Origin of the sequence: Piscibacillus halophilus, from assembly GCF_900110685.1 — a bacterium.
GTDB classification, from domain to species: domain Bacteria; phylum Bacillota; class Bacilli; order Bacillales; family Alkalibacillaceae; genus Piscibacillus; species Piscibacillus halophilus.
In genome coordinates, this window is sequence record NZ_FOES01000022.1 from 26,278 (window position 1) to 42,668 (window position 16,391).

A 16,391-nucleotide genomic window follows, 5' to 3' on the forward strand; every position below is an offset into this window, starting at 1 on the left:
AAAAAGGTAAGCGAATAATGCTTACCTTTCTGACTGTTTGATCGCTTCACGCACTAACCCATTAGATTCTTCTAATAACTTGTTAGCTTTCTCATAACTCACTTGCCCTAACAACATCACAATAGCAGGTTTCACTACATATCCCGTTTCGTCTAAAACCTGAGTGGCTTTTTCATAGCTCACACCTGTGGCTTCACAAACAATATTTTTAGCTCGTTCTTTTAGTTTGTAATTAGTCGCATTCACATCTATCATCAAATTCTGATAAACCTTACCCACTTGAACCATGGAAGCCGTTGAAATCATATTTAAAATCAACTTATGGGCTGTTGCAGCTTTTAATCGAGTCGACCCTGTTAAAATTTCTGGACCTGTTATAACCTCAATTGGGTAAGTAGCATATTGACTAATATCTGAATTTCTATTACTAGTTAAACTAACGGTTACAGCACCTATTTTTTTAGCATATTTTAAAGCACCTTTTACATAAGGCGTCCTTCCACTCGCTGCGATCCCGATGACAACATCTCGCTGATTGACTCGACGTTGGACAAGGTCTCTTTCACCCAAATCCATATCATCCTCAGCACCTTCAACAGCCACCATTAATGCTTTTTCTCCTCCAGCTAATACGGCTTGCACTTGTTCTGGATCTGAACTAAAAGTCGGTGGGCACTCAACAGAATCTAGTAAACCAATACGTCCACTGGTCCCTGCTCCAACATAAAATAAACGCCCACCATTTTGTAGCGCTTTTTTTACCACCACCACTACTTTTTCGACTGTCGGAAGTACCTGTTGCACAGCTTCTGGTACTAAACGATCCTCTTCATTCATCAACTCTAACACTTCTCGTATTGACATCTGATCTAAGTTCGTTGATTTTTCATTATAAGACTCTGTTATTAATTTCGTTAGTTTATCCATACGATCATCCTAATTATAGATTAAATACTTTTCACGAATCGGTAAAAAACTTTCAAGCCCATTTCTCATATTTTTTAAGCATCGGTCAATTTGTGAATGAATAATAGCTTCTCTTAGTTCACTCGACCCAGCTAATAAATCAAAGAATGGATGCTCCAACTGTTCATTCCTAATAAATTCCATTTCATCTGAATACATTTGATAAATAAGGTGTAATAAATGTACTCCTACTTGAACAGGACGTATATTATGACGATTCATGACATGAAGTTGAACACCATAACACTTCTCGCCCTGATATTTTTGATAGGTCGGGGTAAAGGTAACAGGTCGTGCTATAACACCTTCTAATTCCAAAGTATTGAAGTGATTTGATAATTCACGAGCATTGATAAAAGGTGCACCCACCATTTCAAATGGACGTACAGTTCCTCTCGCTTCTGACAAATTAGTCCCTTCAATCAAACAAGTTCCAGGATAAAGTAATTGCATGGATAACCCTGTCACATTTGGAGAAGGAGGAACCCAAGGTAAACCTAATTCATCATATAACTTTGATCGTTCCCACCCCTCCATAGGGATAACTTTTAATGAACAAAATATGCTATACTCTTCATTAAATAAATGAGCTAATTCACCTATTGTCATACCATGTCTATTAGGAATGGGATACAGTCCAACAAAGGAAGTAAAATCCTGATGAACTAAATTCCCTTCAACCTTGACCCCACCAATTGGATTCGGACGATCAAGAACGATGACTTCTTTTTGATGTTCTTTACATGCTGCCATCACATAAGCCAATGTATATATAAAAGTATAGTATCGAGAGCCAATGTCCTGAATATCAAAAATCATGACATCAACATTCTCTAACATGTCAGCACTAGGGCGACTCGTTTTACCATACAGGCTATATACAGGTAAACCCGTCACCTCATCCACGCTGCTACTCACTTTCTCGCCCTCTTTCGCATCAGCCCGTATACCATGTTCAGGTGAAAATAAAGCAGTTAAGTTTAAATGTTTAAAAAACAAATCAATATTCGATTCTAATCTCTGATTCACACCTGTCGGATTTGTCACAAGCCCGACTCGCTTTTCCTTATAGTCATCCAAGTATTTTTCTAAAAAAACTTCTAGACCTAGCTTCATATTTATTCCTTAACTCCTCCTAACGTTAACCCTTTAACAAAGTAACGCTGGAAGATTAAGAATACAATAATCATTGGAATCGCAGCAATGGCTGCCCCACTCATCAATAGTTTAAAGCTTGCTAAGTTAGCATCTTGTAAAGTTTTTAAGCCTACTGGTAGTGTATATAAATCAGCATTATTTAAAACGATAATCGGCCATAAGAATGAATTCCACACATTCATAAACGTAAATATTCCTAACGCAGCTAATCCTGGTTTTGCTAAAGGTAATACAACTGTCCAGAAAGTTTTCCATTCACTAGCACCATCGATTTTTGATGCCTCAAGTAATTCATCTGGAATCGAATACATGTATTGTCTCATTAAGAATACCCCAAACACCATTGATAAATCAGGTAAAATGAGTGCCCAGTGTGTATCCATGATTCCTAAATCTCGAATCATAATAAACATTGGAACTAAAGTGACTTGACCAGGAATCATCATAGTCGAAATAATAACCCAGAATATCACATTCCTCCCGGGGAACCGCTTCTTGGCCAGTACATAACCAGCCATCGAGTCCAGAAGTAAGATCCCCAATGTCACAACCACGGCTATGTAAAAACTATTAATAAACCACTTACCTATATCGTGTTTCTTAAATAAAGTCACAAAGCTTGAGAATGTGTTATTCATAATGTGACTCATTTGGTCACGATGATATTGAGCTTCCTCTGTGTTACCAGCTTTCTCAGCTTCTCTCGCTTCTCCCCAATGCTCAAAGTATAACTTAAATCCCATTGGATACATTTTCGGTGGATTGGAATCAACGTAAGATATGGGTCGTTCCATTTCTGGACTTTCATAACTGCTCAGTTGCATGGATGTTGAAAAGACCCAATATAATGGTAGAAGGGAGACAATAGAAAAAAAGAATAAAATAACATAAATTAACGCTTTATTTAACTTATCGAAACGTTTTTGCTGATTCATAAAATCCCCCTCCTATTCATCATGGCGTAGCATTCTAAATTGAATCACAGAGAACACTAGGATAATCAAAAATAAAACAACTGATTGCGCAGCAGCTAATCCAAATTCAAAATCACGGAAACCAGTTTTATAAATTAAGTGAACCAGTGTCTCAGTAGCATTATCAGGTCCTCCACCTGTCATCATAATAATTTGTGTAAAAACCTGAAAAGAACCAATCGTACTTAATAAAACTAAATATAATGTGGTTGGTTTTAATAATGGAATCGTAATATAAAACCATTTTTTAATAGCACCAGCACCATCTATCGTTGCAGCTTCGTATAACGTATTTGAAATAGCTCCCATAGAAGCTAAGTACATAATGATTCCAACACCAAATGGGATTAAACATTGCATGATAATTAAGGCCCATAATGCTGTACTAGACTGCCCTAACCAGTTAATAGATTCAATACCAAACCATCCTAATATATGATTAAAAAGACCAAAATCATAGTTATACATCCAACGCCATACCATTGCGATAATAACCATGGACGTAACAGTTGGTAGATAAAAGGCTGATCGGAAGAAGTTTTGTGATATCTTTCCTAATGGAAAAATGAGTGACGCCACAACTAATGCACTGATAATATTAAAAGGAACGGTTACGGCAGTGAATAACGCCGTATTCTTTAAAGCAATCATGAAAGCTTCACTTTTAAACACACTTATGTAATTATCCAATCCAATGAATATACTTCCATTTACTCGATATTCTTGGAATGATAACACTAAAGCCCAAACAACAGGAAATGCAATAAATAATGAAAATAACACTAATTTCGGAAGTAAAAACAGATAAGACGAGTAATTCTTCTTCATTTCCTTCCATATGTTTCTTTTCATTTGATATATAGGTTTATTAGGTGGTTTTAAATCACGATTACTTACAGTTGTTGAGGCTAATGTTTTATTACCTTCCAATCATTCCACCTCCTTAAAATCGAAGCAGGCTCCTAAAAGAAGCCTGCTAATGAATTACTCTAATAAATCATTAACGAGTTCTTGTGCCTCATCCATTGCTTCTTGTGCTGTTTTCTCACCATTAAATACTGTCTGTAATTTACCTTGAATAATCTCATCTATTTTCTTCCACTCAGGGTGGCGAGGTAACATCACAACATCTGAAGTCATTTCTTGCGCACGTGCCATTTGTTCATTTTCTGCATATGGATCCATATCTGCCGAACTCTTACGTGCAGGGAAAATACCATATTCAGTTGCCATAGTATATTGCTCTTCAGTTGTTGATAAATACTTCATAAAGTCACCAACAGCTTCTCTCTTGCCATCACTATCTTGACTGAACATAATCCAGCCACCTACACCACCAATTGTGACATGTTCGCTTCTTTCACCAATTGGGTACTCTGCAACCATAAAGTTAGTAGGATATTCCGACTGTGCAGATTGAATGGCCCACGTAGCCCAAGGCTGCATCGCGACAGTGCGTTGCTCTTCATTTGCCCATGCCTGGAATGTACCACCAACATCATTTCCACCTAATGTTTCTGGTGCTGCATCATGTTCATGCTTCAGATCAGCTAAATCTTGTATAGCTTTTACAGCTTCAGGTGAATTAAATGTAAACTCAGATAAATCATCACTTAACGGCTGACCTCCATCTTTATAGAAGAAAGGCCAAGCTTCATAATACCCTTCTAAAATATAAGTAGAAAATCCATAAACATCTGTTTCCCCATCACCATCACGGTCAAATGTCAACTCTTGAGCAGTATTTAAGAATTCATCCCAAGTCCATTTTCCGTCTGCTGGAGGTTCAACACCTTGCTCTTCAAAAAGGTCTAAATTTAATAACATAGAGTGAACGGTAATCGAGTTTGGAATTCCGTAAAGTTGATCATTAAATGTATAAGCTTCTAATGAGTTCTCATAAAAGTCATCTAATTCTTCATCCGTAAATAAATCATCAACTGATTCAATAACCCCCTGCTCAATATGATCGATACTTACGGCACTACCCGAAATATCGACAGGTGCGATATCAGGCCAAGACTGTCCAGCAATCGAAACACCTAACTTATCTCCCATTTCTGCCCAAGGAACTTGAACAATCTCAATTTCGATGCCTTCATTTTCTTCCTCATATTCTGCTGCTTTCGCTTCTAGCCAGTGATACTTGTTGTCGTCTTCATCCGGCCAACGTGGACCATCCCAAATGGTAATCGTTCCAGTCCAGTTACCATCATCATCACTACTACCTTCGTCATCAGTACAAGCTACTAACAAACCTGCAAGTAAGACGACACTTAAGATAGAAAGAAATGATCTTTTTACCCATTTCATCTAAAAAATCCCCCTTTTTAGTTACCAAGATATTTTTCCCATGATGACATTCTTGGTGGCGCCAGTGGCAGCTGGCAAATTATTAAAATGTTTATTGAACCCAAGAAAACCTAATAAAGCAAACACAATCGCTTCTTTAGCATCACTATGGATCCCTAATTCTTCAGTAGATTTAATAGTTAAACCACTAGGTAATAAATCTTCAACAAATTGAACTAAAGTAGGATTGTGCCATCCTCCACCACTTAAATAAATTTCTTGTATCTGACCTTGCTCTAAATGGTCCACGATGGCTTTAGCTAACGTATGTGAAGTTAATGCCGTAATGGTCGTAATTCGATTAATTGGTTTGACATTTAAAGCCTCAGCTTCTGTCCATAGCGTTTTGGCATAATCATATCCAAATTCTTCACGCCCAGTACTTTTGGGTGGACTCTTGTAGTAATAAGGATTTTTTAATAATTGATTTAACCAGTCGTAATCAATTTCTCCTTCGCTGGCTAATTTTCCATTCTCATCAAAACTCTTTTCACCATTTGTATAAAAGTAGACAAAAGCATCTATAAGCATATTACCTGGTCCAGAATCATAAGCAATGACATCATCACTTTTACAACCTTTAGGTAAAACCGTTAAATTAGTGATTCCTCCAACATTTACCAATACCCTACCAAAGTTTTCACTTCGAAATAAGGTGTAATCAGCAAATGGAACTAAAGGTGCACCTTGACCCCCGACCGCTACATCACGTGTACGAAAATCACCTATTGTTGTTATTCCTGTTCTCTCAGCAATGACACTTATATCACCAATTTGTAGTGTGTTTAGACGATGATATGGATCATCATTTTGTTCCGTTACATTATGAAAAATGGTTTGGCCATGACTGCTTACTAAATCTATATCTTCAAATCGTAAGCCTGAATCAATAATGGCTTTGTTGACTGCCTCACCAAAAACTTCACCTAATAAAAAGTTCATAGATGATATGTCTGGTGATTGAGCAGTGGGCAGTACTAAACGTTGTAATCGATTCTTAAGCTCAAGTTCAAATGGATAAGTTTCAAAAAAGAGACTCTCAAAATCTATTTTTTGATCTACCATTTGAAACTTTGTAATAGCTACATCAACCCCATCTAGTGATGTGCCTGACATAAGTCCTACAACTGTCATTTCTTTTTTCATTTCAAACATCCTTTTGAGCGCTTTTGAAAGCGCTTAACTATATTTTAATGAAAGCGAAATAATATATCAATATTTTATTTTGAAAATTAAAATATTTTTTCATCTTAATTAATAGTGACCGGCAAATTTCCACGAATGACTTTACTTCCAACGATTGCCTCGACTGCTAATTGTAAGGCCGGTTGTGAGAATTCATAAGTACAAATAGTCGCTTGCGCAAAATCTAGTAATCTAACATCATACGGACTTCGTATAGCTATAGCCACTACTGGAACATCCATCTTCGCAAGTTCTTTCAATAAACCTTGTTGTGGGTGATCCAATGATGCATTTAAAGTTCCTAGGATAATATAATCATATTCTTTTGTTTTCTCAATTAGTCCTTTGATTTGGTTGTCCCCAATAGGATTTTGTAACTCTAGTACATCGGTTTTTTCATGTATTGACTTAAAATGTTTACCTAACGTCATCGTGGAGTAACGTTTATCTTCAACTAAAGCAGCATATTCATTCTTTGGATAAACGACTAATACACGATCATCCTTATTTAATGGTAATGGTAATTGACCTTGGGCAAGGGTCACACCTTGTTGATAGATATCCATAGATACTTTTTGATGTTCATCACTACCAACAAAAGATGGGACTTCTTTGTTAGATGCAATTTCAGCCCAACTTAAATAGCGATCTTTTAATTTATTAATTCTCCTAATCGAATCCTCTATATGTTCCATTGAAATGTCATCTTCTTTGACAGCCTTAACAATCTGTTTAATCGTTTCTTCTTGGCGATCATGAAGATGGGACACCATCACTAAATCTATACCTGCTTTAACCGCTTCCACTCCACCTTTGGGGGTACCGATCCCTTTAGAGATAGCATCCATTTCCATACAGTCGGTGGTAACCACGCCTTCAAAACCAAGCTCCTCTCTCAACAAACCGGTAATCACTCGTTTAGATAAAGTGGCAGGACGGTTGAGTTCAGGTTCGATTGTTGGAAAATAAACATGTGCAGACATAACTGTATCAGCACCATGGTTAATGCATTCTTTAAAAGGAACGAGTTCTACTTGTTGTAACCGATCCATATCATGATCAATAACAGGTAAATCTAAATGAGAATCAACCTGAGTGTCTCCATGGCCAGGAAAATGTTTAATCGTCGTCATAACACCTGCATCTTGCATTCCTCGAACAGCTTCCTTTGAAAATTCCGCTACTTTTTTAGGGTCTTCTCCAAAAGATCGTACACCAATAACCGGATTCAACGGATTATTATTAACGTCAACCACAGGTGCTAGATTCCAATTAATACCTAGAGCTCTTAATTCTTTTCCGGTGATTTTCCCCGTTTCATAAGCAAGTTCGGGTTGCTGAGTCGCTCCTAACAACATAGAACCAGGCATAATCGTCGCACCTTCACCCAATCGCCGAACAGCTCCATTCTCTTGATCAATACATATTAATAATGGACGTTCATATCCTGAACGACGAGCTTCTTCTTGTAACTCACTAGTTAAATGAAGGATTTCTTGTGGTGTTCCGATATTTCGGCCAAATAAAATCACACCACCAATGTGATATTCTCGTATCATAAATTTTATTTCTTCAGAAGGCTGAATACCTTTGAAGCCAAAAATCATCATTTGCCCGACCTTTTTGTGTAAATTCATCACATATCCCCCTTAGATATTCGCTTTAATCACGTTATGCAATCTCGGACGAAGTCTTATAATTGGGTCCTTTCGACCAAAATGAACTCGATTGGTTAATAAGATAACCCTCAACTGATGTCCTGGATCAATATAAAAACTTGTTCCAGTATACCCTGTGTGACCATATGTCTCTTTTGAAAATAAACTTCCACAAGGAGAAGCTAAATCTGTATTTAACTGCCAGCCTAAACCCCGTCCTAACGAATCAAAAGGTGTATGGTTCATTCGAGTTAAGTCTAATGATGCTTTTGACAGAAATGGTCGGCCTTGATAGATTCCATCATTCAGCAACATATCTGTGAAGTTAATAATGTCTGACATGGTGGAATATAGACCTGCATGCCCACTAACCCCACCCATAAATTCAGTGTTATCATCATGAACGACCTCATGTTTATACTCTCCAAGTGCCTGATTGTATTCGGTAGGGGCATATCGTTCTTTTGGGAATTTTGGTAAGAAGGTTGTCTCGGTCATGTCTAATGGGGTAAAAACTTCTCTTTTCGTAAACTCTTCAAATTTCTCACCTGTCACACGTTCCATAATTTCAAACAACAAAATATACCCCAAATCACAATAAACGACCTTTTCGCCAACGGGGTGAATTAAGTGTTCATCACAAATACGGAATAAAACTTGCTCGCGATTAAGTTTTTCTAAAAAATAAGGACGATGAGCTGGCAAACCCGACGTGTGCGTGAGCAAATGAAATAGAGTAATATCTTCTTTTCCTCTAGCACCAAACTCCGGGATAAAATAAGAAACCCGGTCGTGTAAGCGAAGAATACCTCTTTCTAGTAAAATTAGGAACGACGGAAGTGTTGCGATAACTTTTGTTAAAGAAGCTACATCAAATACTTGGTCATACATCATAGGTGTCCGCTCAGGATAGATTGTTCGATAACCAATCACTTCATCGACTAATGTCTCATCTTTTCTTGAAACATGAATCACAGCACCTGGAATATGTTGTTGTTCAATTTCATTCTCTAAAAATTTGAGCACTTGTTTTCTCATTCATCTTCTCCTTTATTTAATTTTTTGAAGTACGTTCGATACTTCTTAAATTCTTCAAAACCTACTTTTTGATAAAACTCTATTAAACCAGTCCAATCTATGATAATATGTTTCGCTTCACGTGCACGTAATGTATTGATCGCAACTTTTACAATATCTAAACCTAAACCAGTACCTCTAACATTCGAGGAGACTCCTAATGGACCAATGCCTCCAACTCTTTCATCGTATAATTCCGACCAATTGACATTGCAACCAATCATAGGTGTATCTTGATCGTTCATTCTGCAGAAACCTTGTATTTCATCATTCACTTTTAAAATAATAAAATCCCTTCCTGTTCCACCTAATTCAAAGTACTTATATGCTTCATATTCCCATCGGCCAGGAAAGTTTTGATGAATAAAAGATATAAGATTTTCTTTTTCACTTGCATTTAATAACTCAAATTGAGCATTTGCATTTTTAAGGGATTCGAATGGTTCATCATCTCTGAAACTTCTAATCATGTCGGTATCAACATAAGGTCCTTGTTGAAACCCTCTTTTTTTAAACCATTGTTGCGTATATGTATCCTCTAATGGTATCCCCGGAAAGTAATGCCATGGATCACGTCCTAAACGTATTAAGTTTTTCCCTTCTTCATCTAATGCTTTAATGCATTGGTTGAGTAACTTAGTACCAAGCCCTTGCTCTCGATAACTTTTATCAACTAAAAGTACTTGAATATTGGCCGTATCTTCATTAAATCCCACGTTAATATCTTCTTGATAATATTTACCAACAATAAATCCGATTACTTTTTCTTTATCTTTAACAACTAGTGAGGCATTACAAGCTACATTTTGATCCGCCAAACTATTTTGATAGAATAGTTCATCTGGCATTGGGAATCTTTCACCAATGTTCTCATTCCAACAGGACACAACACCTTGAAGATCATGACGACTCATTCGTTGAACCTTCAAATAAACACAACCCTTCTTTAAAGTTCTGTTCAAATTCAGAATCTATTAATTGTCCAATTTCTTTTAAGGCCGCAATGACTGCACCAGCAACAGGTTCTAGACGGACTTTCTGAATAGGTATGGAACGATTGATCTTTTTTTGAATTAACGGAATAAAAACATCACTTCGGTTGAATAATCCACCGGCTAAAGAAATTAAGGAAGGTAATTCATCTTGAAAAGCACGTTTAAGAAGTGTATTAATGTTTTTGATGTATTGTTCAGAAGCCTCCAAAATGATTTTTCCAGCTACAAAATCTCCTGAATCATAAGCTTCAAATACTAATTGGCTGATAGAGGCAATTAGTTCCCTAGGTTTTTCATGAGCATAAATAGTCGGTATTAAATCGGGAACGGCTCGTACTTGAAAATGATTGAGTAAAATATGTTCCAAAATAGTTTGTGAACCTCGACCATCATAAGCTTGAAATACATAACTTAGAGCTTGTTTTCCTAAGTCATACCCACTTGCTTGATCATCGAATAAATAACCCCAACCTCCGACACGATGAAATTCACCTAGACTGTTTAACCCATAGGTTATAGTCCCAGTCCCTGCAATTTGAACAATACCAGGTTCCCCCAATGTTCCTGCAAATAAGGCATTAATGCCATCATTATATAGCTTATATTCAAATTTATAAGCTTGAACAATTTCTGTAAAAATGTCATGTAGCTGATTTTTTGATGACGCTTCTCCAACCCCAGCCATTCCTGCAAAACAAAAATCAACCTGTTCAAACTCATCAGGATGTACGTCTTGTAGACAATTAAATAAACTTTGAATATTTTTCTTCAATTGACTGTGAGAAACTGAATTAGGGTTAGTTGCTCCACTTGTAGCTACCGCGTAAATATGTCCTTTTTGATCAGCCATAACAGCCTTCGTTTTAGTTCCACCACCATCTATTCCAATCACCAGACTCATGTTAATCACTCCATGTAAAAGATATTAGTTTTCATTATAAAGTTCTTCTTATGAAAGACTATCTTATTTTAGTTCTACCTATTTGGAAAACTTTGCAAATATATCATTCTAAAATATTATTTTATTATTAATCTATATTATTTAAAAGGAATTTTCAAATTATTCTCGAATATTGTCAAAGAATAAAATCTTTTCGAAAGGATGTAGATTGATGAAAGCCTTACTTAAAAGTATGATTTTCCTATCAATTGTAAGCGCTTTATTAACAATTAGTTTGTTGACCGTATCAGCTGATCAACAAGAAACAAACATCCGAATTGGTGTAGTCCCTACTTCAGAATCTATTAATGTTGGAAGTGAAGGAGATTTCACCGTTTATAACAAAGAAACAGGTGAAGTGTTGTTCACAGGAACTAATTCATCTGTCGAAGCAACATTAGTATCCACCGGAGAAGTCCAAACAAATTATAGACTACAAACCGCTTGGACTACTTCAGAAACAGCCAAAAATGAGTGGGTAGAACTTGCTGAAAGCGAAGGATATGCTACTTATACCGAAGAATATAATGGCGGTTGGAGACTTTACATCGGCGAATTTTCTGTTGATGCCCCTTGGGGTGAACGAGATGCCTTTCGTACCGAAGTCATTGAGAAAGGATTAGCAGGAAGTGATTCCTTTTGGAAGATTGTAACCATTAATGAAGGAGCATCTGCCATCCAACTCGACTACAATGGAGAAACTGTAACTACTGAAGACCATGTTGTTTTAGAATCAGATCAAGGAATCGTTTCTATTGATGGCGAACGTTACCGTGGAGTTGCTGAAATTGGTTTTAACTCTAGTAATACTCTCGCGGGGATTAATGAGTTACCGATTGAAGAGTATTTAAAAGGTGTTGTCCCTCATGAACTCCCTCCTGTTCCATATGGGGAAATGGAAGCTCAAAAATCACAAGCTGTAGCAGCTCGCACCTATAGTTTCGCAAACCTAGGAAAACGTAGTTCGGACGGCTATGATTTACTTCCGACTACTTCAGATCAAGTATACGGTGGTTACGATGCTGAGCATCCGATATCTTCTCAGGCTGTTGACGAGACAAAGGGTGTCGTCGCTACTCATGATGGTGAATTAATTACGGCAGTCTATCACTCTACTAGTGGTGGTCATACAGCTAATAACGAAGATGTTTGGAATTCTGATCCCGTCCCCTACCTAAGAGGTGTACCGGATTCTCAAAGAGGAAAAGCGTTTGAGCATGTTCCTACTTTAGAAGTTTTTAAGAATTCCGCAAACCCGACTTCATTAAGAGCATCTAAAAACGGTGACTTTGAATCTGATTGGTCAAGATACCATCGCTGGAATTTCGAGTGGTCACCAGAAGAAATCTCTCAAGTATTAAGCGGATATTATGACACTGACGTAGGTGAAGTCTATGAAATTAATGTTCTAGAACGCTCTAGCTCTGGTAGAGTATACGAAATAGAATATGTAACTGAGAACGGTACTTTTTATGAATATAAAGACCGAATTCGTTGGTCATTACCATATATAAATGCGGACGGTAACGAAAGTGTTTTATTAAGCACTTTATTCTTTATCGAACCTGTAGAATACGATGATGGTTCAGTTGGATTTAAAGCCTACGGCGGTGGCTGGGGCCACGGGGTAGGTTTAGCACAAACGGGTGCAGTTGGAATGGCTGAGAAAGGAAAGAATTATGAAGAAATTCTAAAACACTATTACCAAGGTATTGATCTAGAAACACTTTACTAGGTAGTGGCCCAACGCCGACACTAGCAGTCTAGAACGTCGTGGGAGTAGCAGGAATCTCGTGACCCTATAAGCAAACCCGAATTATAAATGAACATTAGGTCATTTGTAATTCGGGTTTCTTTTAATGGATTTTTTTGGTTTGAGTCTTTAAATTGGAAACTTTGGTAATTCTGGTCCTTTTATAACATTCATACCTGTCGGATATTTTAACGTTTGTGCATATTTAACCCTTGCCAAACAACCACGCGTCGTCCCTAAAGCTCGGTAATAATCATAGTATCTAAACGAAGATGAATTCATGATAAACCAATACTTAGATAATGCTTCTAAATAAATATCGAATTCCTCAGAAACATCAATGTATAGATCTGGTTCATATCCGTGCATATCTTCCCAATTTTCACTATGATACATCGCCTTCATACCATGAGGTTCTAGTCCATTTATTTCAAACCCTGGTAACGCAGCTTTCAGCCATGCTGCTTCAACGATTTGAGGACAAGCTTCATGATCTGGATGCATAGAATGCACCCAATGTGTTAATGCAAAATCAGGCTTTAATTCCCTAATAATTTTAGCTACATGGGTAATGGTTTCATCATTAGCCTTTAATTCAGCATCCTTATAATCTAATGTGATCGTCTCAACTCCTAATATTTTCGCCGCCTCTTTTGATTCTTTAATCTTTTGCTGGCGATAAGTTTCCACCCCCATATCGGGTGGAGTTCCTTTTTCACCTGCTGTCATATGTAGAAATGTCACTCGATGTCCAGCTTTAGCATATTTGTGAGCAATGGCTCCCACTTGAAGTTCTAAATCACCACAATGTGCACCAACGGCAAGTATATGATAAGAATCAGTCATTCTTTTGCAACTCCTTTTTCATGACATCAAACCGACGAGTCACTTCAAATCCAGTTTTTAAATATAAATAACCTGCTGCTGTTTTTTCACCTGTCCATAAAAACCAAGCATTATGGCATCCCTCTGACTTCATTTGGTTAAGACATAGGTTAAGAATGATTTTCCCTAACCCCTTCCCCCTCTCATTAGGGTCGACTCCAAAGGGGCCAAATCGTTCCTTCATTCCTTCATAAGCTCCATATAAACCAAAACCAACCATATCCCCATCTGGATTACGAGTAATAAAGATTTGATTCATTGGCATACCATGAATCAAACCTTCTCGAATAGCACGTCCCCAATCCGGATTAAATTCTTCATTAGCAAACTGGATTAACTCAAACAAATCACCGTCTTGTGCCCTTCGAATAACATAACCTTCTTGTTGTCTTTGTTGGATGAGTGCATCAATTGATGAATCAACATTGTAATCTAATAATGAATAATCCATTGCAGCTGCTGTATATTGTTTTTCAAATCCTTGATTTATTAGAAGCTTATGTCCTTTAGGGTATTGTTCTGTATCAATTCCTGGCAGTATGTAATTCGGAGCATATGCTGAGAAGAATATTTGTTGACGTTGATGTTTTATGAAGAAATCTTCTAGACGATTCAAAAGTTGTTGCCCAATCCCTTGAGATTCATAATCCGAATCGACAAAGAAAAAAGAGATCCAACCATTGTTTGGTTCTAAATCGTCTTGATAAAGTGGTAATTGACGAATGACCCCATATGTGACTCCGACTAGTTTTTCCCGATCAAATGCTAAAATCATTCCATTTGGATTAAAATTTGCATCTAATAATACTAAATGTCGAAAACGTTCCTGAGATATTGGATCTGCTAAAAGTGTCTTGTTCCATAGTTTTACTATCTGAGATTCATCACCCGATTGGTATTTACGATAAGTAATGTTCACTTTCTCACCCCATAATCGAATTTTTATTTTAATTCCATTATACATTTATTGAAATATTGTTACAATTCAGTTTTTTGTAATCTTATACTTGCACAAATTCACCCTTTATTAAAACACCGTTCGTTGAGTGTTATACTCAACAAATTAAAACCCTAAGGCTTACACCTTAGGGTTTTAATATTCTAGCGAAAGATTCGCTCAATTTGGCGAGACTTACATTTAAAATAGTAGGAATCATTTATCCTTAAAGCATGAATCAATTGCTTTAATCACAGATCCACGAAAACCGTCTTCTTCAAGTGATGCTAATGCTCTAATCGTCGTTCCGTTTGGAGTGGTAACGTGATCCTTTAACTCACCTGGGTGTATTCCAGTATCCATCACCATTTTCGCTGCCCCATAGACTGCTTGGGTGGCTAATTGATAGGCTAATTCACGAGGAATCCCTTGCTTAACGGCACCATCTGCCATCGCTTCAATGAAAATATATACATACGCCGGTGAGGAACCACTTACAGCCGTGACGGCGTTCATTAATTCTTCTTTGACCATTTCAGCTTTACCATAGCTAGAAAATAGGTGTTGTAAGTCTTCCAATTCTTCATCTGTTAAATTTTCATTTGGGCTATACGCTGTCATACCTTCCCCAACGAAGGAGGGGGTGTTGGGCATGGTTCGCACCACTTTCGTATTTGGAGAGAATAAACTCGCCATTTCTTTTAATGTAACCCCGACAGCAATCGTAATAATAATGGTGTCTTCACGGACGTGTGAACGTACTTCTTCAATCACGTCAGGGTAGACATAAGGTTTTACTGCTAAATACAGGACATCACTCTCCGCTGCTACTTTTTTATTGTCGTGCCCCATTTGAATTCCAAACTTATCTGTCACATAATTAATGGTCTTATCCGTAACAGCTGTTGCTTGAATTTGATCGGGTGAATAACCACCGTAAGTAATCATGCCATTAATAATAGATTGGGCCATTTTGCCACAACCGATAAAACCTATAGTCCGGATTGCCATGCCACACACCCCTTTCTTTTTAATCATCTTTTCTAGGTTTTTATCATGCCTAAGTTCGCATGAGTTATACCTTGTGTAATCGTTGTTGATTGATATCATAACGCTATTTAAGGGATTTTCCAAGCATTTTTACGAACTCTAAACTTTAAAATAAAGAACAAAATCGCTAACGCGACTTACTACGTCCCAAGTGAGTGCTAATCACTTGGGACATTCTTCGCTCTAATCATAGTGCCATTACAGTGAGGGCAATGAAGCTCAACCTCTTCATCATTATTTTTATCCACACTAAACTCTCCGATGATATAATCAGGTACTTCATCAGTTCCATTACAGTCAAGACATTTAAATATAACTATTTTGATTTCTTCATCCAATCCGAAAGGATCATCTTCTAACCATTCATCGATGTCTCCGAACAAATTATCCTGATCTTTTTTCTGGGACAAACTCATACCTCCTCCATTTATTAACTGATTCAACATCTTCCATGTAATGAT

Annotated in this window: 15 protein-coding genes; 1 reads left to right on the top strand and 14 read right to left on the bottom strand. The window is 37.2% G+C overall.

The window, feature by feature from the left end; all coding sequences use genetic code 11:
- Positions 1-21 precede the first annotated feature (21 nt).
- From murQ to BMY57_RS10290, 10 genes are all read right to left on the bottom strand, one after another.
- Complete coding sequence (gene murQ, locus BMY57_RS10245) at positions 22-927, bottom strand: N-acetylmuramic acid 6-phosphate etherase (protein WP_091773985.1); 906 nt, start codon at positions 925-927, stop codon at positions 22-24.
- A gap of 9 nt (positions 928-936) precedes the next feature.
- Positions 937-2,082, bottom strand: a complete 1,146-nt coding sequence (locus BMY57_RS10250) for an exo-beta-N-acetylmuramidase NamZ family protein (protein ID WP_091773987.1) — start codon at positions 2,080-2,082, stop codon at positions 937-939.
- A gap of 2 nt (positions 2,083-2,084) precedes the next feature.
- On the bottom strand, positions 2,085-3,059 hold the full coding sequence (locus tag BMY57_RS10255; RefSeq protein WP_091773989.1) for a carbohydrate ABC transporter permease: 975 nt from the start codon (positions 3,057-3,059) through the stop codon (positions 2,085-2,087).
- 12 nt (positions 3,060-3,071) lie between these two features.
- Positions 3,072-4,028 (bottom strand): carbohydrate ABC transporter permease, encoded by a 957-nt coding sequence (locus BMY57_RS10260; RefSeq protein ID WP_256205291.1) that lies wholly within the window; start codon positions 4,026-4,028, stop codon positions 3,072-3,074.
- 54 nt (positions 4,029-4,082) lie between these two features.
- The gene (locus BMY57_RS10265; protein WP_091773991.1) at positions 4,083-5,411 is read right to left on the bottom strand and encodes an extracellular solute-binding protein; all 1,329 of its coding nucleotides are present in this window, start codon (positions 5,409-5,411) and stop codon (positions 4,083-4,085) included.
- 21 nt (positions 5,412-5,432) lie between these two features.
- Positions 5,433-6,596, bottom strand: a complete 1,164-nt coding sequence (locus BMY57_RS10270; RefSeq protein ID WP_091773993.1) for an anhydro-N-acetylmuramic acid kinase — start codon at positions 6,594-6,596, stop codon at positions 5,433-5,435.
- Between the two features lie 104 nt (positions 6,597-6,700).
- Positions 6,701-8,272 carry a beta-N-acetylhexosaminidase gene (nagZ, locus tag BMY57_RS10275; protein WP_091773994.1) on the bottom strand — a complete coding sequence of 524 codons (1,572 nt, stop codon included), beginning with the start codon at positions 8,270-8,272 and terminating at the stop codon, positions 6,701-6,703.
- Between the two features lie 12 nt (positions 8,273-8,284).
- Positions 8,285-9,331, bottom strand: a complete 1,047-nt coding sequence (locus BMY57_RS10280; protein WP_091773996.1) for a serine hydrolase domain-containing protein — start codon at positions 9,329-9,331, stop codon at positions 8,285-8,287.
- Positions 9,328-10,284: a GNAT family N-acetyltransferase gene (locus BMY57_RS10285; RefSeq protein WP_091773998.1), complete on the bottom strand. Its 957-nt coding sequence runs from the start codon at positions 10,282-10,284 to the stop codon at positions 9,328-9,330. Before BMY57_RS10285 ends, BMY57_RS10280 begins: the two co-directional genes overlap by 4 nt.
- Positions 10,271-11,266: an N-acetylglucosamine kinase gene (locus BMY57_RS10290; protein ID WP_091774000.1), complete on the bottom strand. Its 996-nt coding sequence runs from the start codon at positions 11,264-11,266 to the stop codon at positions 10,271-10,273. The genes BMY57_RS10285 and BMY57_RS10290 overlap by 14 nt, the downstream gene beginning before the upstream one ends.
- Before the next feature lie 211 nt (positions 11,267-11,477).
- Between BMY57_RS10290 and BMY57_RS10295 the strand changes: the two genes are divergently transcribed.
- Positions 11,478-13,040, top strand: coding sequence for a SpoIID/LytB domain-containing protein (locus tag BMY57_RS10295; protein ID WP_091774002.1), 1,563 nt, complete (start codon positions 11,478-11,480; stop codon positions 13,038-13,040).
- Between the two features lie 147 nt (positions 13,041-13,187).
- Here the strand turns inward: BMY57_RS10295 and BMY57_RS10300 are convergent, their stop codons facing one another.
- The 4 genes from BMY57_RS10300 to BMY57_RS10315 all read right to left on the bottom strand — a co-directional run.
- Positions 13,188-13,904 (bottom strand): PIG-L deacetylase family protein, encoded by a 717-nt coding sequence (locus tag BMY57_RS10300; RefSeq protein ID WP_091774004.1) that lies wholly within the window; start codon positions 13,902-13,904, stop codon positions 13,188-13,190.
- Positions 13,897-14,862 (bottom strand): GNAT family N-acetyltransferase, encoded by a 966-nt coding sequence (locus BMY57_RS10305; protein ID WP_256205292.1) that lies wholly within the window; start codon positions 14,860-14,862, stop codon positions 13,897-13,899. The genes BMY57_RS10300 and BMY57_RS10305 overlap by 8 nt, the downstream gene beginning before the upstream one ends.
- 234 nt (positions 14,863-15,096) lie before the next feature.
- Entirely contained in the window at positions 15,097-15,891 is a 795-nt protein-coding gene (gene proC, locus BMY57_RS10310; protein WP_091774008.1) for a pyrroline-5-carboxylate reductase, read from the bottom strand.
- A gap of 197 nt (positions 15,892-16,088) precedes the next feature.
- Positions 16,089-16,391, bottom strand: a 303-nt coding sequence (locus BMY57_RS10315) for a hypothetical protein (protein WP_256205286.1), incomplete at its 5' end; no start/stop codon positions are given.